Genomic DNA, 19,975 nt, shown 5'->3' with positions numbered 1-19,975 from the left:
TCAGTGCGCGTCGGCCCAGACCTTCTTCTTCGTGAAGTACAGCAAGCCCGCCAGGATGATCAGGAACACCATCACCTGCAGGCCGAGACGCTTGCGCGCTTCGAGGTGCGGCTCGGCGGTCCACATCAGGAAGGTGGAGACGTCGTGGGCGTAGTTCGCGACCTTCTGCGGCGTGCCATCGTCGTAGGTGACCTGATCGTCGGAGATCGGCTTCGGCATCTTGATGGCGTGGCCGGGGAAGTACGTGTTGTAGTACGAGCCCTGCGGCAGCTGGAAACCAGCCGGCGCCGGATCGACGTAACCCTGCAGCAGCGCGTCGATGTAGTTCGGGCCCTTCTCCTGGAACTGGGTGAAGAAGTCGAACACGAACTGCGGGAAGCCGCGGTCGTAGTTGCGCGCCTTCGCCATCAGCGACAGATCCGGCGGATAGGCGCCGCCATTGGCTGCGCGGGCCGCGTTCTCGTTCGGGAACGGCTTCGGGAACGGGTCGGCGAGCCGGCCGGGACGATCGAACATGTCGCCAACATCGTTGGGACCGTCCTGAACCTTGACGTCCGACGCCACGGCCTGCGCCTGCGCAGCCGTGAATCCGGGACCGCCTTCATCCGCGAGATTGCGGAAGTGCAGCAGGTTCATCGAATGGCAGGTCGAGCAGACTTCCTTGTAGACCTTGTAGCCGCGCTGCAAGGCACCGCGATCGAACTTGCCGACCGGGCCGGCGAACGACCAGCTCTGCGACGGCGGCACCGTGCCGCCGTGCTCGTCAGCCGCCTTGGCGTTCTGCACGCCGCCGGCGATCAGGCCGCCGGCCAGCACCAGTGCGACGATCGCGGAGGCGGCCTTCTTGCCGTATTTGGCCAGCACGTCATCGGCGATCGAGTTCGGCACCGCGCGCGGCTTCTCGATCTTGCTGAGAACCGGCAGCACGATCAGGAAGTAGGCGAAGTAGACGAAGGTCAGGATGCGTGAAGCGATGGTGTAGATGCCTTCGGCCGGCTTGCCGCCGAGCCAGCCCAGCAGGATGCAGGTCACGACGAACATCCAGAAGAACTGCTTGGCGAGCGGACGGTAGCGCGACGAACGGGTCTTGGCGTTGTCGAGCCAGGGCAGGAAGGCCAGCACCACGATGGCGCCGAACATCGCGATGACGCCGCCGAGCTTGCTCGGGATCGAGCGCAGGATCGCGTAGAACGGCAGGTAATACCATTCCGGCACGATGTGCGCGGGCGTCACGCCCGGATTCGCCATGATGTAGTTGTCGGGGTCGCCGAGGTAGTTCGGCACGTAGAACACGAACCAGGCGAAGAAGATCATGAAACACACCATGCCGAAACCATCCTTGATGGTCGCGTAAGGCGTGAACGGCACGACGTCCTTCTCGGTCTTCGGCTCGACACCGGCCGGATTGTTCTGGCCGGCGATATGCAGCGCCCAGACGTGCAGCACGACGACGCCGGCGATCACGAAGGGCAGCAAGTAGTGCAGCGAGAAGAAGCGGTTCAGCGTCGGGTTACCTACCGAGTAACCGCCCCACAGCAGCGTCACGATGCTGTCGCCGACATAGGGAATGGCGGAGAACAGGTTGGTGATGACGGTAGCGCCCCAGAAGCTCATCTGGCCCCACGGCAGCACGTAACCCATGAAGCCGGTCGCCATCATCAGGAGGTAGATGATCACGCCGAGGATCCAGAGGACCTCGCGCGGCTCCTTGTACGACCCGTAATACAGGCCGCGGACCATGTGGATGTAGACCGCGACAAAGAACATCGAGGCGCCGTTGGAATGCAGGTAGCGCAGCAGCCAGCCGTAATTGACGTCGCGGACGATGCTCTCGACCGAGTTGAACGCCATGTCGACATGCGGCGTGTAGTGCATCGCCAGGATCACACCGGTGATGATCTGCACGCCGAGCATGAAGGACAGGATGCCGCCGAACGTCCACCAGTAGTTCAGGTTGCGCGGCGTCGGATACGACACGAACGACGAATGCATCAAGCCGATGATCGGCAACCGCCGCTCGATCCACTTCAGGGCGGGGTTGGTCGGCTGGTAGGTGGATGGTCCGCTCATGATGCGATCCTGAGGAGAGAAGCGACGGGACAAGCGAGTTTGCGGACGGGGCTCAAGAGACTCGCCACGGCTCAGCCGATCTTGATCTTGCTGTCGGAAACGAAAGCGTAAGGCGGCACGGGCAGGTTCAGCGGCGCCGGACCGGAACGGATGCGGCCGGAAGAATCGTACTGCGAACCGTGGCACGGGCAGAAGAAGCCGTCGTAGTTGCCTTCATGGGCGATCGGGATGCAGCCCAGATGGGTGCAGATGCCGATCACGACGAGCCACTGGTCGTGGCCTTCCTTGACGCGGGACTGGTCGGACTGCGGATCGGGCAAGCTCGCGGTCGGCACCGCGCGGGCCTCATCGACCTGCTTCTTGGTCCGGTTCATGATGTAGATCGGCTTGCCGCGCCAGAACACCTTGATGTCCTGTCCCGAGGCGATCGGCGCCAGGTCGACTTCGATCGGCGCACCGGCCGCGATGGTCGAGGCATCCGGGTTCATCTGGGAGATCAGCGGCCACGCGGCGGCGGCGGCTCCCACGGCTGCCACGGCCCCCGTGGCCACAAAAAGGAAATCACGGCGCGTGTGTTCCGCCGAAGACGTTGTCGTCACGATTCCAAGCCCTTTCCCATTTTTGCTGCCAGACCCTGCCCCAGGTGACGCAACATGCGTGCGACCCAGAATAGTTGCCGGCGCCCGCGGTCCCCACGGCGGCAGAACCTCACTTTTAAGCCTTTGCAGGCTCAACAAGCAGTCCAGAATCGTTCTATTCGCACCGTTGCAGCGGTAGTGCAAGCCCGGTCGGAGTCCGGGAGGATGCAATGCACCATCAAATCCGGGCTTTCCGCCACGCGGAGTATCTGGAGCCGCCGGCGATCGCCCGTGCGCACCCACCCCGCCACCGCTTCGGCAGCCCCGCGCGGCTTGCGGCGCAGGCCCGGGGACGCTATCGGCTGCCGTCACTGGCGGGTGACGCCGCCCCGGAGATCCCCCCATGCGCCTCGCGCTCTACCAGCCGGATATTCCGCAGAACACGGGCACCATCCTGCGGCTTTGCGCCTGCCTCGAAGTCGAGGCCCATATCATCGAACCCGCGGGATTCCCGACCTCCGACCGGCACTTTCGCCGCTCCGGGATGGACTATCTCGATCAGGTCAACATCGTGCGCCACGATTCCTGGGGCCACTTCGCGCAATGGCGGGTCGAGCAGGGCCTGCGGCTGGTACTGTTCACCACCAAGGGTGCCGTGCCCTATCTTGAGCACCGCTACAGCGCGGACGACATCCTGTTGTTCGGCCGGGAATCTGCCGGGGTGCCGGACGACGTCGCCTCCACCGCCGATGCCCGCGTGGTAATCCCGATCCGGAAAGATCTGCGTTCGCTGAACATTGCGATGGCAGCCGCGATGGCGCTCGGCGAGGCGCTGCGGCAGACCGCCTGATACCACGGTGGTACCAGACGCCACAGCGGGCGGCCCGGCGGCGCGAAGGCGCTCCAGATTTTCACCACACCGGCATCAGGCTCAAGCGCCTGGCACACGCGTCGGCGATCCCTTGGAACTCTCATCAGGCCCTGACGTTGCTTGGGATTAGGGTGCGCCGTCGTTGGCGACGATCGCGCCGGATTGATTTGCTCGTTTGAGGCGTCGCAGACACGCCACGCCGGAGAATTGCCCTGCCCGATCAGCCTCATCCCCCCGCCGCCGACACCGACTTCCTGCAGCACGGCGGCGAGACGGGTGCGTTGATCCGCGCCTTTGACTGGGCCTCAACGTCGCTCGGCCCGATCGAGGACTGGCCGCAGAGCCTGAAGACCGCGACCGGCCTCGTTGTGCATTCGGCGGTGCCGATGGTGATGCTGTGGGGCGACGACGGCGTCATGATCTACAATGACGCCTACGCGGTGTTCGCCAGCCGCCGGCATCCGCAACTGCTTGGCAGCAAGGTGCAGGAAGGCTGGCCGGAGGCCGCCGGGTTCAACGACCATATAATGAAGGTCGGGCTGGCCGGCGGCACGCTGGCCTATCGCGACCAGGAACTGACATTGCATCGCAACGGCGTGCCGGAGCAGGTCTGGATGAATCTGGACTATTCGCCGGTGCCGGACGAAACCGGCAAGCCCGCCGGCGTGATCGCCATCGTCATCGACACCACCGAGCGCGTACTGGCCGACCGCCGCAACGCCGCCGAAGGCGACCGGCTGCGCGCGATGTTCGAGCAGGCGCCGAGCTTCATGGCGCGGCTCGACGGGCCGGACCATATCTTCACCCTCGCCAATGCCGCGTTTCTGCGGCTGGTCGGGCACCGCGAAGTAATCGGCCGGTCGGTGCACCAGGCTGTGCCTGAAATCGAGGGCCAGGGATTGTTCGAGATCCTTGAAGACTGCTACCGCAGCGGCCGGCCGTTCGTCGGCACCGGCATCAAGGTCCAGTTGCAACGCCACCGCAACGCGGCCGCCGAAGACCGCTACGTCGATTTCATCTACCAGCCGATCCTCGACAGCGCGGGCGCCGTCACCGGCCTGTTCGTCGAAGGCTCCGACGTCACCGAACGGATTCGGGCGGACATCGCCCTTCGCGAGAGCGAACTGCGCTACCGCGCCGATCTGCACGGTTTTACGGACCGGCTTGAGGCCAGCGTAGCGGAGCGCACCGGCGAACTCGCCGCCGCCAATCGCCAGTTGGTGGCGCAGATCGAGGGCCGCGAGCGCGTCGAGGCGACGCTACAGCAGATGCAACGGCTGGAAGCGGTCGGCCAGCTCACCGCCGGCGTCGCACATGATTTCAACAATCTGCTCACTGTCGTACTCGGCAATATCGGCTTCCTCGAGCGCACGCTCGACCAGTCAGGCATCGCCGGCAAGCCGCGCGACCGGCTCGGCTACATGAAATCCGCCGCCGACCGCGGCGCCAAACTGACCGCGCAATTGCTGGCTTTCTCGCGGCGGCAGCGGCTTGAGGCGCGCCCGCTCGACCTCAACGAAACCGTCGCCAGCATGCACGACCTGCTGGAGAGCTCGATGGGCGGCTCGGTGCGGCTGGAGACAGCGCTGCGGCCGGATCTGTGGCCGGCGCTGGTCGATGCCACCCAGATCGAACTGGTGATCCTCAACCTGGCGATCAACGCCCGCGACGCGATGGCGGTGGGCGGCGCGCTGACGGTGGAGACCGGCAATGTCACGCTGGGCGCGCCGACGCGACCCGATGCGCCGCCCGCCGGCGACTATGTGATGGTCGCGGTCAGCGACAGCGGCACCGGCATGACGCCGGAGGTGCTGGCGAAGGCCTATGAGCCGTTCTTCACCACCAAGCCGGTCGGCAAGGGATCGGGGCTGGGTCTGGCGCAGGTGCTCGGCTTCGCCAAGCAATCCGGCGGCGGCGTTCGCATCGACAGCACGCAAGGCCAGGGCACCTCGGTGAAAGTCTATCTGCCGCGCTCCGCCAAGCCGCAGGCGGTCGAGCATTCGTTCGGAAAGATCGACAGCGTCGGCCGCCTGCCCGGCCCGGCGCGGCTGGTGCTGCTGGTCGATGACGATGCCGCGGTGCGCGAGATCACGTCGGCGCTGCTGCATGAAATGGGCTGCACGGTGATCGAGGCCGGCAGCGGCGGCGCGGCGCTCGATCTCCTGGAGGCGCAGGCGCATTGCGACCTGTTGGTGCTGGATTTCGCAATGCCCGGCATGAACGGCGCCGAAGTCGCGCGCGAGGTGATGCAGCGCCGCCCCGGCCTGCCGATCCTGTTCGTCACCGGCTATGCCGACATCACCGCTTTGCAGAACGTCGGCGAAGACCGCATCGTGCAGAAGCCGTTCCGCAACGACGATTTGCAGCGAAAGGCGCGGCGGCTGCTTGGACTTGACGGCGATCTTGCCGGCGATGCGGTGGCGAGCGGGCAGCCATCGCTCTGACGAGACCGGGACGGCTTACATCAGCTACGGGCTGCCCAGCATGGCCGACTGGTCGATCAGCGACTGGTAGCACTCACAGGTCATCGCCTCGAGCGCCGGGCGATCGAGTATCTGGATCACCCCGCGCGAAAACGAGATCAGCCCCTCCTTTTGCAGCCGGCCGGCGACGTCGGTCACCGAAGTCCGTCGCACGCCGAGCATTTCGGACAGCAACTCCTGCGTCAGCGGCAAGGTAGCGCTCTCGGCACGGTCGGCCGATTGCAGCAGCCAGCGGCAGAACCGGGCGTCGACGGGGTGCAGCGCGTTGCACGCCGCGGTGAGGCGGGCCTGCGTCAGCAGCACTTCATTGTAGCGGATACAGATATTCTCGACGCTCTTGCTGAGCGCGACGACATGGCGAAACCGTGCGGCACTGATCCGGCTGACGGTCATCGGGAGCTGCACGACGGCGCGCACCATCGAAGTGTAGAGCCCAAGCCCGGCCATCGCGCCGACCACGCCTTCGCGACCGATAGTGGCGGTCTCTATCGCCTTGCCGTTCTGCATCACCGCCAGTACCGACACCATGCCGCTGTGCGGGAAGTAGACGTGCTCGACCTCATCGCCGGCTTCATACAGCACGGCGCCCTGCTTCAGGGTGAGAATGGTGAAGTGCGACCGCATCAGCGCCAGCGTCTCGCCCGGCAATACGGCCAGCAGATGATTGGGATGCTCACGAACGGAAATTGCGAGTTCGGACAAAGTGCTCTCCTGCAAGAGGCGGGAGCACTGGAACTCTCTGTCACCGATAACTGCCGGGGGGCTTGCGGTGATAAGGCACCATACCCGACAAATGTCCGGTAAGCGACCTAATTCGGGACGGCGCCCGCAAATCGCGGCGCCGCCAATATCGACCTTGCGCCCGCTGCGCGACATGTTCAGCGGGCGACGCGCTCGGCGGTGTAATGCTTGCCGCGCGCATTGAAGGTCTCGCGGATGACAAAGCCGTCGGCCGGCGACATCGGCCCGATCGGCACCGGTCCGGTCGGCATGATCAGCGTGGCGTCGCTGCCGATGAAGATCAGCAGATGGCGGCGTTGCTCTAGCAATTGCTCCGACCATTTCCGCATCCCCGACAGAAACGGCTCCTTCTGCCAGGCGTAGGGCGATTTCGGATCGACCTGGCCGTAGATGAAGCCGGTCGCCGGCCACACCGAGAACACGATCTTTGACAGTTCCGGCTTCCACGAGGCCGGCAGGTCCTCGCCCTGAACCCAGACGCAATCGAAGTCGCGGCATTGCTGCGGGCGGGTGTCATAGATCTTGCAGCCCGAGCCGATCGCGCAATGCAGGCACCATTTTCCCTCCGGCTTGGCGAGGTCGTCGATGCGGTAGACCTTGCAGCACATCGTACAACTGCCGCACGCCCGGGCGGCGGGCGGGGCGGTAGTTGTGACCATAGGCGGTTGCGGGGGTGTCATGGTGCCTGCGACAAGTTGACCAGACCGACCTTTGGGCTGCGCGGCGGGGCAGTGCAATCGGTTTAGCTATCACGAAATCGAGAGCGCGCCTCAGGGCCGCCGTGGCGATGGCATTGCGTGCGCGGCTGCGCTAGACCGTGCGCCAATCGATGAGTGGGTGCGGTGAGTTACGCGGTAAAAGAGATATTCCTGACGTTGCAGGGCGAAGGCGCCCATGCCGGGCGCGCGTCGGTGTTCTGCCGGTTCACAGGCTGCAACCTGTGGACAGGGCGCGAGCAGGACCGCCCTGCCGCAACGTGTCAGTTCTGCGACACCGATTTTGTCGGCATGGACGGCACGCTGGGCGGCCGTTACGCCACTGCCGACGGACTGGCAGAAACCATCGCCGCGCAATGGGTGGGGCCTGCAGACAACCGCTACGTGGTGCTGACAGGCGGCGAGCCGCTGCTGCAGGTCGATGCGGCGCTGGTCGAGGCGCTGCATGGCCACGGCTTCAGCATCGGCGTGGAGACCAATGGCACGGTGATTCCGCCCGACGGCATCGACTGGCTCTGCGTCAGCCCGAAAGCCGGCGCGGAACTGGCGGTGCCCGGCGGCCATGAGTTGAAGCTGGTCTATCCGCAGCCGCAGGCGATGCCGGAGAAGTTCGCGGGGCTGCCGTTCGAGCGCTATTCGCTGCAGCCGATGGACGGCCCGAACGCGCTGCAGAACACCGCGCAGGCGGTGGATTACTGCCTGCGCCATCCGCAATGGCGGCTGAGCGTGCAGACGCACAAGACGCTGGGTATTCGATAAATACTGACTTCCAGGACGACGACTTGCCATGTGGGAATTGACGAAATCGTTTCGCTTCGAGGCGGCTCATGCGCTGCCCGGCACGACGCTGGGCGACGCCAGCCAGGAAATTCACGGCCATTCATTTCGCGCCGAGGTGACGATCCGCGGCACGCCGGATCCGGCCACCGGCATGGTGCTCGACCTCGGCCTGCTCGACCGCCAGATGGCGGAGGTGCAGAAAATGCTCGACCACAAATACCTCAACAACATCGCGGCCCTCGGCGCGCCGACGCTGGAAAACCTCTCCCGCTTCATCTGGGAACGCGTGGCGCACGCCGACCAACTGGTGCGCGTCGGCGTGTTCCGCGACAGCTGCAACGAGAGCTGCACCTATTTCGGCCCGCAGGCATAAAGCCGCACAAGGCGGCAGGATTGCCGCTGGCGCTTCATGACGCGGCAGGTAGGCTGGGCCGTCCCACGAGAGCCCGCCGCTTGCGCATCCTGCTGATCAATCCGAACACCACAGAGGCCGTCACCGCGCTGGTAGCGCGGCATGTCACGGCCATCGCCGGCGACGTCGCCGACTTTGTGCCGGTCACCGGCGCGTTCGGCGCGCGCTACATTTCAAGCCGGGCGTCGGCCGCGATCGCCGGCCATGCCGCGCTGGATGCACTGGCGCGGCATGTCGAGGGCTGCGACGCAGTCTATCTCGCCTGTTTTGGCGATCCCGGGTTGCTTGGCTTGCGCGAACTCTCGCCGGTGCCGGTGGTCGGCATGGCCGAAGCGTCATGTCTGGAGGCCTGCCGGGTCGGCCGTCGCTTCGCCATCGTCACCGGCGGCGCACTGTGGCAACCGATGCTGACGGAGTTCGTCGGCCTCATCGGCCTCTCCGACCGGCTGGCCGCCGTGCGCACGATCGCGCCGACCGGCGGCGCGATCGCGGAAAATCCCGACGCCGCTCTGGCGCAACTGGCGGCGGCCTGCACCGCCGTTGCCACGCAGGACGGCGCCGATGTCGTGATCCTCGGCGGCGCCGCCCTGGCCGGCCTCGCCTCGCGCATCCAGCCGAATGTACCGGTGCCGGTGCTGTGTTCCGTCGAGGTCGGCACCCGTGCCGCGATCGCTGCGGCGGCCGCGCCCTTCACGCGCGAAAATCCGCCCGCAATAAACAGTGTGGGGCTGGGAAGCGATCTCGCTAAATCGCTCCGAGGGGCGTAGAAGCCGACCTTCGCGACATCGTCTCTGTGTTCGGCCTGTCATCACGGGCCGGTATGACCTCGGCGGCGTCAAACCCCTTGCAAACTTGAAGGACAAGATCATGGAATTGAAATCCGGCGACGTCGCCATGCTGAAATCAGGCGGTCATCCGATGACCGTTGCCGAAGTCAACGGCAGCTCGGTCGTTTGCGTGTGGATGGGCGACGAAGGCGACCTGTTCCGCGAGACCCTGCCGCTGTCGGTGCTCGAACTGGCGCTGCTGGCCTCGGACGACGAAGAAGATGAAGACGAAGACGACGCTGCCTGATTGAGGGCGAAGTCGTAAAATCAAAGCCGCCGGGTGTGATCACCCGGCGGCTTTTTTTCTGGAATCATGTCCGGCACAAAAACAGGCGCTACAGCGTGTGATCCCGCGCGAAACGCGCCACGGTCTGGTCGGCGATCACGGTCAGCACGTCGATCTCCAGCGGGAAATCCTGCGCCAGCCAGGCGTCTTCCGCCAGCGCGATGACGCGGCCGAGGCCAGGCCCCTTGGCGACGCCCCGGGCCATGAAGTCCGCGGCCTTGAGCGGAAACGCCGGCGCCTTCCAGCGGTCCGGCAGCGTTACCAGTGTCTTCCACATCGCATCATCGGCGCCCTGCCCGGCGCGCGCCCAGGCCAGCATCATCCGGTCGCGGTAGCGCGCTTCGCCGAGCCGATACAGCCGCCGGCGCGCGGTGGAATCGTCCATGCCCTTGAGGCGCCACCAGCGATGGCCCATCGAGTCCAGCGCCTTCGCCTCCGCATTGGTGAGCCGCAGCCGCTGCGCCAGCCGCCTGGCGTCTTCCGTCACCGCGACGCCAAGCGCCGCCAGCCGCAGCATCGGATCGGGCGCGCGCGAAAGCCTGGCTTCCGCCGCGATCATCGCCGCCAATGTCCCCGCATAGGTCACGCCGCCGAACACCTGCAGCAGCAACCCGCCATCGATCATCGCCTGCACCGCGGTCAACGCGCCGTCGGCGACCAGCAGCTTCAGCATCTCCATCCTCACGCGCTCCGCCGACAGCCCGGCGAGGCCGCCGCGGCCACGGATGCAGGCGAGCCAGCCCTCGCGATCCGGCGCGCCTTTGCCGTAGGCGGCGTGGATGCGGAAGAACCGCAGGATGCGCAGATAGTCTTCGGCGATACGGCGGTCGGGATCGCCGATGAAGCGGACACGGCGATGTTCGATATCGATCAGCCCGTCGACGTGGTCATGCACCACGCCGTCGGATGACACCGACAGGCCGTTGATCGTGAAATCGCGACGTTGCGCGTCGCGCTGCCAGTCGCGGCCGAACGCCACCTTCGCCTTGCGACCGAAGGTCTCGACGTCCTCGCGCAAGGTCGTGACCTCGAACGGCTGGCCGTCGACCACCAACGTCACCGTGCCGTGCTCGAGCCCGGTCGGCACGCATTTGATGCCGGCGGCCCTGGCGCGGCGCACGACTTCCTCAGGCAAAGCGGTGGTGGCGATATCGAGATCGCCTGGCGGCAAGCGCATCAAGGCATTGCGCACGGCGCCGCCGATGACGCGGGCCTCCTCGCCGTTGCCGTTGAGCAGCGCCAGCACCGTGGCCGCAGCCCCCGAGGTCAGCCACGGCGCATCGTGCAACATCCGCACCGCGTTCATTTTTCGACCCCTGGCACCAGCCGGCCGTTCTCGATATGCGCAGGAACGTAGGTCGAATCCGGCGGCGCGCCGGAGAACTGCGCCAGCAACACCAGGCTGAGCGCCACCAGCAGCAAAGCGACGAAGGCCAGCGGACCGACCACGCGGATCGGCCACGACGACTTCAGCGTCACGCCGTTTTGGCTGACGATCAGAAACAACGCATAGACGGCGAACGGAATCAGGAAGATGCCGAGTTCGGTAAAAAGCGGACGGATCATTTCAGGCAAATCCGTTCATACAGCACGCGCAGGATGCCCGCGGTCGCGCCCCAGATGTAGCGTTCGGCAAACGGCATCGCGTAATAAGAACGTTCCATGCCGCGGAATTCCTTGCTGTGGATCTGGTGATTGACCGGGTCCATCAGAAACGCCAGCGGCACCTCGAAAGCGCTCTCCACCTCGTTCTCGTTGATCTTCAGTTGGAAGCCGGGCTTCACCCGCGCCACCGTCGGCAGAATGCGGAAACCGAACGCGGTGCCGTACAGATCGAGATAGCCGATCGGTTCGACGAAAGAGCGGTCCAGCCCGACCTCCTCTTCGGCCTCGCGCAGAGCCGCATCGAGCGGCGAAGCATCGGTCGCGTCGATCTTGCCGCCCGGAAATGAAACCTGTCCGGCATGGTCCCTGAGATGCGTTGCGCGCTGGGTCAGCAGGATAGTCGGCTGTTCGTGCTCGACCACCGCGATCAGCACCGCTGCGGGGCGGATCGGCTGCTCCGCAGCAATAATCTGCAGCATGCGGTCGTTGCCGGCGTCACCGGAGAGCGGCACCATGCTGGCGTCGGTGAGACCGTTCGGCACGTCGAAATTCAGCCGGGCGCGGGCGCGGGCGAAGAACTCCGATGAACCGATCTCCGCGGGTGCAGCGTCGGTCTTCAACATCGGTCCGTTCAAGGCGCTTCCCTCATCTGCTCCGCGTCCGCCATGGCGAAGAATTCCCCGGCGGAAGCAATGCCGAACATCGGCCTGCCATCGACCACCCGCTCCTCGCCGATGTCAACCAGATCGTAATAGAGCGCGCGCGTCACCTTGGCCCACAGGTCGCCGCGAACGTGCAGATAGGGCATCAGGCCGCCGTCGTCGGCGGTCTCGAAACGCAGCCGGTGCCCGGCGTCACAATCCACGAAATCATCGACATTGGTACGAAAACGCAAGCGCGGGCCGCGCTCGTCGGACTGCTTCTCCATCTCCACCGCCAGGAACGGCGCGTCATCGACGGTAATGCCAACCTTCTCCACCGGAGTCACAAGAAAGTGCTTGCCGTCTTCGCGCTTCAGGATGGTCGAGAACAGCCGCACCAGGGCCACGCGGCCGATCGGCGAGCCCAGATAGTACCAGGTGCCGTCGGAGGCGATGCGCATGTCGAGATCGCCGCAGAACGGCGGATTCCACAGATGCACCGGCGGCAGGCCCCGGACTTTACCGCCGGCTGCCTGCGTCGCCGCCGTGGTCAGCCCTTCGAGGCCGCTGGTGGCGATCTGGCCTTGCGCGCCCTGCCCTTGCTTCGCCATGGTTATCCCTGAGGTTGTCGCATCGATCTGGCACGATTGGTGCTAGTCGGTGAAAGTCGAAACATCGTGTTTTACATTAACCCAACTCGCCACAACGTGATGCGGTGCATAACTGCCGCCGGATAATGTGGGGATAGTTTAATTCAGCAAAACCATGACCTTCGCTGAGAGATTAGCATGAGGTTCATGGCAAGACGACGCCGACAGGCGATCACCCGAAGGAGCGATGGATGGCTGGCGCAGACAGTGTCGAGAAACTCGAAGACGTGATCGTCCGCTCGGCCGAACAGGTCGCGGGCCAGATGCTCACCGCCAAGCAGGCGATTTCCACCGTCATCTTCGGCCAGGACAAGGTGATCGAGAACACGCTGGTGACGATCCTGTCCGGCGGCCATGCGCTGCTGATCGGCGTCCCCGGCCTCGCCAAGACCAAGCTGGTGGAAACGCTGGGCACCACGCTCGGTCTTGACGCCAAGCGCATCCAGTTCACGCCCGATCTGATGCCCTCCGACATTCTCGGCGCCGAAGTGCTCGACGAGAGCGTCGCTGGCCGCCGCTCGTTCCGCTTCATCGCCGGCCCCGTCTTCGCGCAGTTGCTGATGGCCGACGAAATCAACCGCGCCAGCCCCCGCACGCAATCGGCGCTGCTGCAGGCGATGCAGGAGCAGCACATCACGGTGGCCGGCGCGCGGCATGACTTGCCGAAGCCGTTCCATGTGCTGGCAACGCAGAATCCGCTGGAGCAGGAAGGCACCTACCCGCTGCCGGAAGCGCAGCTCGATCGCTTCCTGATGGAAATCGACGTCGATTACCCCGACCGCGACGCCGAACGCCGCATCCTGTTCGAGACCACCGGCGCCGACGAGACCATCGCAAAAGCCGCGATCACCTCGGACGTGCTGGTCACCGCACAGCGGCTGGTCCGCCGGCTGCCGGTCGGCGACAGTGTCGTCGAGGCGATCCTGACCCTGGTGCGCTCGGCGCGTCCGGGACCGGATGCCGGCGACGTCAGCAAGCTGATCGCCTGGGGTCCCGGCCCGCGCGCCAGCCAATCCCTGATGCTCGCGGTGCGCGCCAAGGCGCTGCTCGACGGCCGCCTTGCGCCGTCGATCGACGACGTGCTGGATCTGGCCGAGCCGATCCTCAAGCACCGCATGGCGCTGACCTTCACGGCCCGCGCCGAAGGCCGCACGATTCCCGACGTGATCCGTCAACTCAAATCGCGGATCGGTTGATGGCGGCATTGCCGGACCACGCCACGCAGGAGATCCTCGCAGTCCGCCGCGCCGATGGTGAAAGCCGTTCGCTTGCGGCGTCATTGCCGCGACTCGTGCTGGAAGCCCGGCGCATCTCTGCCACCGTGATCCACGGCCTGCACGGCCGTCGCCGCGCCGGCCACGGCGAGAGCTTCTGGCAGTACCGTCGCTTCGTCTCTGGCGAGCCTTCGCAGAATGTCGACTGGCGGCGCTCGGCGCGCGACGACCATCTTTATGTCCGCGAGCAGGAATGGGAGGCCGCGCACACCGTGTGGCTGTGGCCGGACCGTTCGCTGTCGATGGCCTTTGCCTCGAAGGGCGTGCTGAACAGCAAGCTGGAGCGCGCGTTGATCGTCACCTTCGCGCTGGCCGAACTCTTGGTCGCCGGCGGCGAACGCGTCGGCGTACCCGGCCTGATCAATCCGACCTCGAGCCGCAACGTCATCGACAAGATGGCCCAAGCGATGCTGCACGACACCGCGACCCGCGACAGCCTGCCGCCGAACTTCGTGCCGGCGGCGCTGGCGGAGATCGTGGTGCTCGGCGATTTCTGGTCGCCTATATCCGACATCAAGACCATGCTGGCCGGCCTGTCGTCGAACGGCGCGCATGGCACGCTGGTGCAGATCGTCGATCCCGCGGAAGAGAGCTTTCCCTATTCCGGCCGCGTCGAATTCATCGAGCCGGAGAGCGGCAATGTGATCACCGCCGGCCGCGCCGAAAAATGGGCGACCGACTACATCGCCCGCGTCGCCGCACATCGCGACGAAATCCGCGCCACGACCGGCAAGCTCGGCTGGCTGTTCTCGACGCATACCACCACGCGCTCTGCCGCCGAGCTGCTGCTGTTCCTGCATAGCGGCATGGCGGTCAACAAGGCAGCCGGCGGCGGCATCATGGTCAAGGCAGGACGATCCGCATGATAGCAGCCCTTCCGCTCGCTTTCGCCGAACCGCTGCTGTTGCTCGGCCTGCTCAGCCTGCCGGTGCTGTGGTGGATGCTGCGGGTGATGCCGCCGCGGCCGCAGCGCGTCGCGTTTCCGCCGACCCGCCTGCTGTTCGAGATCGCGCCGAAGGAAGAAACCCCGTCGCGCTCGCCGTGGTGGCTGACGCTGCTCCGCCTGCTCGCCGCCGCCCTGATCATTTTCGCCGCTGCCGGCCCGATCTGGAATCCGCAGACCGGCACGACCTCCAGCAAGGCGCCGCTGGTGATCCTGCTCGACGACGGCTGGTCGGCCGCCTCCTCCTGGGACGCCCGTATCAAGGCCGCCGACGAACTGATTGCCAATGCCGACAGCGATCGCCGCGGCGTCGCTCTGGTGCCGCTGTCGGAGCCTGCCCGTGACATCACGCTGCTGCCGTCCGGCACCGCACGCGTCGCCTTGCGCCAGTTGTCGCCGAAGCCCTATGCGGTCGAGCGCGTCGAAACGCTGCCGGCGCTGGAGCGTTTCCTGAAGGCCACCGGCGACAGCGAACTGGTGTGGCTGTCCGACGGCGTCGATACCGGACGCGGCACCGAATTCACGCAAGCACTCGGCAAGACCATCGGCGAGCGCGTGCTGACGATCTATGACGGCGGCGCGGTGCCGGCGCATGCGCTGGTCGCGGCGGAAAATGCCGCAGCCAAGATGACCGTGAAGGTGCTGCGCGCGCATGGCGGCGGGCTCGATGCCGGCGTGGTGCGCGGGCTAGACCAGAAGGGCTCACCGATCGGCGAGGCGCCGTTCTCCTTCGCGCTGAACGACCGCGAGACCGAAGCTTCGTTCGACCTGCCGGTGGAATTGCGCAACGACATCGCCCGCCTCGAAATCTCCGGCGAACGCTCGGCCGGCGCGGTGCAACTGCTCGACAAGCGCTGGCGCCGCCGCGCCATCGGCATCGTCTCGGGCGCAACAAGCGACACCGCGCAGCCGTTGCTCGCCTCGACTTTCTACCTCACCCGCGCACTGGCGCCGTTCGCCGATGTCCGGCTCGGCGACCGCGGCGCGCCGCAGCAGGCGATCACGCAATTCCTCGACCAGAAGCTGCCGATGATCGTGCTGGCCGATGTCGGCACGCTGTCGCCTGAAATCCGCGAACGCATTAATGGCTGGATCGATCAGGGCGGCGTTCTCGTGCGCTTTGCCGGACCGCGGCTCGCGCAAGCCGACGACGATCTGGTGCCGGTGAAGCTGCGCCGCGGCGGCCGCAGCCTCGGCGGCAGCCTCACCTGGGAGAAGCCACAGCATCTGGCGTCGTTCACCGCCGACGGGCCGTTCGCCGGCCTGGCTGTGCCCAAGGACATCACCGTCAACCGCCAGGTGCTGGCCGAGCCCGACGCCGCGCTCGCCAACAAGACCTGGGCCTCGCTGGTCGACGGCACGCCGCTGGTCACCGGTGAGCGCCGTGGCAAGGGCATGGTCGCGCTGTTCCATGTCAGCGCCGACATGCGCTGGTCCGACCTGCCTTTGTCCGGCACCTTCGTCGAGATGCTGCGCCGGATCGTCGACATGTCCGGCTACACCTCGACGCCCGGCGCAGGCGTCGCCGGCGAGACCGGCAGCGAGAGCGTGGCGCCATTGCGCACGCTCGATGGCTTCGGTGCGTTCGGCCCGCCGCCTTCGACCGCCAAGCCCTTGCCCGCGGATTTCCGCGACCGCGCCAGCCTCGACCATCCGCCCGGCTTCTACGGCCCCGCCGACGGCCCGCTTGCCGTCAACGCGCTGGCCAGCGCCGACCGCATCGCGCCGCTCGATACGTCAGCGCTGAAGGCGCGCCACGCCAGCTACACATCCGCCGAACCGCACGACCTTCGCGGCATCCTGCTGTCCACCGCATTGCTGCTGTTCCTGATCGACGCGATCATCGTGGCGATGCTCGGCGGTGGCATTGCCGCGCTGCTGCGCCGTCGCACCGTGCCGGCGGCGCTCGCCGTGATGCTGGCGCTGTCGACCGTGATGGGTTCGTATTCGCCGGCACGCGCCGATGCCGCCTCCGACGACTTCGCCATCAAGGCGGTGTCGCAGACGCGGCTGGCCTACGTGATCACAGGCAATGCCGACGTCGATTCCATCGTCAAGGCCGGCATGACCGGCCTGACGCTGTTCCTGGCGCAGCGCACCGCGCTGGAAGCCGGCGAGCCGGTCGGCATCGATCCCGCGCGCGATGAACTCGCCTTCTTCCCGCTGATCTACTGGCCGGTGATTCCGGGCTCCGCCAAGCCGTCGCAGGACGCGCTGAACCGCGTCGACGCCTATATGAAACAAGGCGGCACGGTATTGTTCGACACCCGCGACGCTATCGAGGCGCCGCCCGGACCAAACGGCGAGTCGCAGACGCCGGGGATGCTGACGTTGCGCAACATCCTGTCGTCGCTCGACGTGCCGGAACTCGAGCCGGTGCCGCGCGAGCACGTGCTGACCAAGACGTTCTTCCTGCTGCGCGACTTCCCCGGCCGCTTCAACTCGGGACCTACCTGGGTCGAAACGCTGCCGCGCGACGACGGCGACGACGCCGCCTCCCGCCCGGCGCGCGGCGGCGACGGCGTGTCGCCGATCATCATCACCTCGAACGATCTGGCCGGCGCCTGGGCGCTGCGCCCGGACGGCCAGCCGATGCTGCCGCTGGTGCCCGGCGAACCGCGCCAGCGCGAATTCGCCTTCCGCGCCGGCGTCAACATCGTGATGTACACGCTGACCGGCAACTACAAGGCCGACCAGGTCCACGCGCCCGCGCTGATCGAACGGCTGGGGCAGTGATGATGGCAGGCCACAACACCATCAGCCGTCATTGCGAGGAGCCCTTGCGACGAAGCAATCCAGCCTTCGTTTGTCGCCTTCTGGATTGCCGCGTCGCTTCGCTCCTCGCAATGACGAGGAGCTCTAAATGAACTACGGCATCGCCTTCACGCCGCTCGTGCCCAGCCTCGTGCTGTGGATCGGCCTCGCTGCGATCATCGTCATCGCGGTGCTGCTGCTGGTCGGCCGCGCGCGCGGCACGTTCGTGCGACTGGCGGCGCTGGCGCTGATCCTGCTGGCGCTGGCGAACCCGTCATTCACTCGCGAGGAACGAGAACCGCTGACGTCCGTCGCCGCCGTGGTGATCGACAAGAGCCCGAGCCAGAATTTTGGCGAGCGCAACAAGGAAACCGCCGAAGCGCAGAAGCAACTGATCGACCGCCTGAAGCAGGTCAAGGGGCTTGAGGTCCGCGTCGTCGAGGCCGGACAGGCCGATGGCGAGACCGACGGCACCAAACTGTTCGGCGCGCTGTCCTCTGCCTTGTCCGACGTGCCGACCGACCGCGTCGCCGGCGCCTTCCTGATCACCGACGGCCGCGTCCATGACATTCCGGCAAACATGTCCGCGCTCGGATTCACCGCGCCGGTGCATGCGCTGATCACCGGCCGCAAGGACGAGCGCGACCGCCGCATCGCGATCGTGGCCGCCCCGCGCTTCGGCATCGTCGGGCAGTCGCAAACTGTTACCTACCGGCTCGACGACCAAGGCGTCACCGGCGAGCGCGCCCGCGTCGTCGTGCGCCGCGACGGTGACACCATCAACGAGCGCACGGTGATCTCCGGCCAGACCGTCAGCATCGACATTGATATCAAGCACGCCGGCCCGAATATCGTCGAGATCGAGGCCTCGCCGCTGGAGAACGAACTCACGCTGGTCAATAACCGCGCGGTGGTCGCGATCGACGGCGTGCGCGACAAGTTGCGCGTGCTGCTGGTGTCAGGCGAGCCGCATTCCGGCGAGCGCACCTGGCGCAATCTTCTCAAGTCCGACGCGTCGATCGACCTCGTGCACTTCACCATTCTGCGGCCGCCGGAGAAGCAGGACGGCACGCCGATCAACGAACTGTCGCTGATCGCATTTCCGACCCGCGAGCTGTTCCAGCAGAAGATCAACGAATTCCAGCTGATCATCTTCGACCGCTACGCCCGCCAGGGCGTGCTGCCGATCGCCTATTTCGACAATATCGCGCGCTATGTCCGCAACGGCGGCGCGGTGCTGGTGTCGGCGGGCCCGGACTACGCTTCGAACACAAGCATCTGGCGCACGCCGCTGGACTCGGTGCTGCCGGCCGAGCCGGTGGGGGTCACCGAGAAGCCGTTCTATGCGCACCTGTCGGACGTCGGCAAACGCCATCCGGTGACGCGCGGGCTGGAGGGCGGCGCGACGGAGCCGCCGAAATGGAGCCGCTTCTTCCGCACCGTGGACACCCGCAACACCACCACGCCGCCGGTGATGACCGGCGCCGATGGCAAGCCGCTGCTGCTGCTGTCGCGCTCCGGCGAGGGCCGCGTCGCACTCCTGCTGTCGGATCACATCTGGCTGTGGGCGCGCGGCTATGAAGGCGGCGGCCCGCATCTCGATCTGCTGAGAAGAATGTCGCACTGGCTGATGAAGCAGCCTGACCTCGACGAGGAAGCCCTGAAGCTGCAGAGCGCCGGCAAGGATCTGGTCGTGCAGCGCCAGACCATGGGCGACACGGTGACCCCGGTGACGATCACCTCGCCGTCCGGCAAGACCCGCGAGTTGACACTCAGCGCCGGCGAGCCCGGGCTGTGGCGTGCCTCTACGCCGGCCGACGAGCTCGGCCTGTGGGCCGCCACCGACGGCACGCTGAAGGCGCTGATCAATGTCGGCCCAATCAACCCCAAGGAATTCTCCGAGGTCACCTCGACCACGGAAACGCTGCGCCCGCTGGCGCAGGCCACCGGCGGCGACGCCCGCCGCATCAACGAAGGCTCGGGCGTGGAAGTGCCGCGTATCGTGCCGATCCGCGCTTCCACCATCTTCCGCGGCGACGGCTGGATGGGCGTCCACATGCGCGACGCCAGCGTAGTCCGCGGCGTCGGCGTGCTACCAATCTTCGCCGGGCTGATCGGGCTTCTGCTGCTGCTGGGAGCGTTTGCGGCAACGTGGCTGCGGGAGAGCCGGTAACTCTCGCGCAGGTGTCGTTCCCCGGATGCTGCGCAACGCGTCGCACTTGCGGCGTGGTGCGCTGCTGTTCCGGGGTCCCGGTTGTTTAGGTAGCAACCGGGATCCTAGATCTGCGGAGCAGCGTAAAGAAACGCTGCACCACATCCAGGAAACGACCGAACGTTGCTGCAA

General features: G+C 66.2%; 18 protein-coding genes. 10 read left to right on the top strand and 8 right to left on the bottom strand.

Features of this window, described 5'->3' with window-relative positions; translation table 11 throughout:
• Both JWQ24_RS04745 and petA read right to left on the bottom strand, forming a co-directional pair.
• A complete protein-coding gene (locus JWQ24_RS04745) occupies nucleotides 1-2,070 on the bottom strand; it encodes a cytochrome c1 (protein ID WP_299805004.1) in 2,070 nt (689 codons plus the stop codon).
• A gap of 71 nt (nucleotides 2,071-2,141) precedes the next feature.
• Nucleotides 2,142-2,669 (bottom strand): ubiquinol-cytochrome c reductase iron-sulfur subunit, encoded by a 528-nt coding sequence (petA, locus tag JWQ24_RS04740; RefSeq protein ID WP_299805002.1) that lies wholly within the window; start codon nucleotides 2,667-2,669, stop codon nucleotides 2,142-2,144.
• Nucleotides 2,670-3,051: 382 nt separating this feature from the next.
• Here petA and JWQ24_RS04735 point away from each other — a divergent pair, with 382 nt between their 5' ends.
• Nucleotides 3,052-3,498: a tRNA (cytidine(34)-2'-O)-methyltransferase gene (locus tag JWQ24_RS04735; protein WP_299804999.1), complete on the top strand. Its 447-nt coding sequence runs from the start codon at nucleotides 3,052-3,054 to the stop codon at nucleotides 3,496-3,498.
• Nucleotides 3,499-3,800: 302 nt separating this feature from the next.
• Complete coding sequence (locus tag JWQ24_RS04730; protein ID WP_299804996.1) at nucleotides 3,801-5,963, top strand: PAS domain-containing sensor histidine kinase; 2,163 nt, start codon at nucleotides 3,801-3,803, stop codon at nucleotides 5,961-5,963.
• A 24-nt stretch (nucleotides 5,964-5,987) separates the two neighbouring features.
• Here the strand turns inward: JWQ24_RS04730 and JWQ24_RS04725 are convergent, their stop codons facing one another.
• Together JWQ24_RS04725 and JWQ24_RS04720 are read right to left on the bottom strand one after the other, a co-directional pair.
• Nucleotides 5,988-6,704 carry a Crp/Fnr family transcriptional regulator gene (locus JWQ24_RS04725; RefSeq protein ID WP_299804994.1) on the bottom strand — a complete coding sequence of 239 codons (717 nt, stop codon included), beginning with the start codon at nucleotides 6,702-6,704 and terminating at the stop codon, nucleotides 5,988-5,990.
• Between the two features lie 176 nt (nucleotides 6,705-6,880).
• A complete protein-coding gene (locus JWQ24_RS04720) occupies nucleotides 6,881-7,402 on the bottom strand; it encodes a hypothetical protein (protein ID WP_299804992.1) in 522 nt (173 codons plus the stop codon).
• A gap of 183 nt (nucleotides 7,403-7,585) precedes the next feature.
• On the opposite strand from JWQ24_RS04720, the gene queE reads away from it, so the two are divergent.
• The 4 genes from queE (at nucleotide 7,586) to JWQ24_RS04700 (ending at nucleotide 9,725) form a co-directional block, all read left to right on the top strand.
• Nucleotides 7,586-8,218 (top strand): 7-carboxy-7-deazaguanine synthase, encoded by a 633-nt coding sequence (gene queE, locus JWQ24_RS04715; RefSeq protein WP_299804990.1) that lies wholly within the window; start codon nucleotides 7,586-7,588, stop codon nucleotides 8,216-8,218.
• A 28-nt stretch (nucleotides 8,219-8,246) separates the two neighbouring features.
• The gene (locus tag JWQ24_RS04710; protein WP_299804988.1) at nucleotides 8,247-8,612 is read left to right on the top strand and encodes a 6-carboxytetrahydropterin synthase; all 366 of its coding nucleotides are present in this window, start codon (nucleotides 8,247-8,249) and stop codon (nucleotides 8,610-8,612) included.
• Between the two features lie 80 nt (nucleotides 8,613-8,692).
• Nucleotides 8,693-9,418, top strand: coding sequence for an aspartate/glutamate racemase family protein (locus tag JWQ24_RS04705; protein ID WP_299804983.1), 726 nt, complete (start codon nucleotides 8,693-8,695; stop codon nucleotides 9,416-9,418).
• Nucleotides 9,419-9,518: 100 nt separating this feature from the next.
• On the top strand, nucleotides 9,519-9,725 hold the full coding sequence (locus tag JWQ24_RS04700; RefSeq protein WP_299804980.1) for a DUF2158 domain-containing protein: 207 nt from the start codon (nucleotides 9,519-9,521) through the stop codon (nucleotides 9,723-9,725).
• An 88-nt stretch (nucleotides 9,726-9,813) separates the two neighbouring features.
• Here the strand turns inward: JWQ24_RS04700 and JWQ24_RS04695 are convergent, their stop codons facing one another.
• The 4 genes from JWQ24_RS04695 to JWQ24_RS04680 are packed head-to-tail and all read right to left on the bottom strand — an operon-like array spanning nucleotide 9,814 to nucleotide 12,621.
• Nucleotides 9,814-11,070: a CCA tRNA nucleotidyltransferase gene (locus JWQ24_RS04695; protein ID WP_299804978.1), complete on the bottom strand. Its 1,257-nt coding sequence runs from the start codon at nucleotides 11,068-11,070 to the stop codon at nucleotides 9,814-9,816.
• Nucleotides 11,067-11,330 carry a DUF6111 family protein gene (locus tag JWQ24_RS04690; RefSeq protein ID WP_299804976.1) on the bottom strand — a complete coding sequence of 88 codons (264 nt, stop codon included), beginning with the start codon at nucleotides 11,328-11,330 and terminating at the stop codon, nucleotides 11,067-11,069. Before JWQ24_RS04690 ends, JWQ24_RS04695 begins: the two co-directional genes overlap by 4 nt.
• Nucleotides 11,327-12,004 carry a CoA pyrophosphatase gene (locus tag JWQ24_RS04685; RefSeq protein WP_299804974.1) on the bottom strand — a complete coding sequence of 226 codons (678 nt, stop codon included), beginning with the start codon at nucleotides 12,002-12,004 and terminating at the stop codon, nucleotides 11,327-11,329. The genes JWQ24_RS04690 and JWQ24_RS04685 overlap by 4 nt, the downstream gene beginning before the upstream one ends.
• Nucleotides 12,001-12,621 (bottom strand): DUF1285 domain-containing protein, encoded by a 621-nt coding sequence (locus tag JWQ24_RS04680; RefSeq protein ID WP_299804972.1) that lies wholly within the window; start codon nucleotides 12,619-12,621, stop codon nucleotides 12,001-12,003. Before JWQ24_RS04680 ends, JWQ24_RS04685 begins: the two co-directional genes overlap by 4 nt.
• Before the next feature lie 230 nt (nucleotides 12,622-12,851).
• On the opposite strand from JWQ24_RS04680, the gene JWQ24_RS04675 reads away from it, so the two are divergent.
• The 4 genes from JWQ24_RS04675 to JWQ24_RS04660 all read left to right on the top strand — a co-directional run bounded on the left by JWQ24_RS04675 (nucleotide 12,852) and on the right by JWQ24_RS04660 (nucleotide 19,804).
• Nucleotides 12,852-13,856 (top strand): MoxR family ATPase, encoded by a 1,005-nt coding sequence (locus JWQ24_RS04675; protein ID WP_299804969.1) that lies wholly within the window; start codon nucleotides 12,852-12,854, stop codon nucleotides 13,854-13,856.
• The gene (locus tag JWQ24_RS04670; protein WP_299804967.1) at nucleotides 13,856-14,800 is read left to right on the top strand and encodes a DUF58 domain-containing protein; all 945 of its coding nucleotides are present in this window, start codon (nucleotides 13,856-13,858) and stop codon (nucleotides 14,798-14,800) included. Before JWQ24_RS04675 ends, JWQ24_RS04670 begins: the two co-directional genes overlap by 1 nt.
• Nucleotides 14,800-17,613 carry a DUF4159 domain-containing protein gene (locus tag JWQ24_RS04665; RefSeq protein ID WP_299805046.1) on the top strand — a complete coding sequence of 938 codons (2,814 nt, stop codon included), beginning with the start codon at nucleotides 14,800-14,802 and terminating at the stop codon, nucleotides 17,611-17,613. Before JWQ24_RS04670 ends, JWQ24_RS04665 begins: the two co-directional genes overlap by 1 nt.
• Before the next feature lie 127 nt (nucleotides 17,614-17,740).
• Nucleotides 17,741-19,804, top strand: a complete 2,064-nt coding sequence (locus JWQ24_RS04660; protein ID WP_299804965.1) for a hypothetical protein — start codon at nucleotides 17,741-17,743, stop codon at nucleotides 19,802-19,804.
• Nucleotides 19,805-19,975 lie beyond the last annotated feature (171 nt).

Origin of the sequence: Tardiphaga sp. (assembly GCF_028290495.1) — a bacterium.
GTDB lineage: Bacteria > Pseudomonadota > Alphaproteobacteria > Rhizobiales > Xanthobacteraceae > Tardiphaga.
The sequence above is the reverse complement of the archived record's forward strand: the minus strand, read 5'-3'. Positions and strand labels throughout refer to the sequence as shown.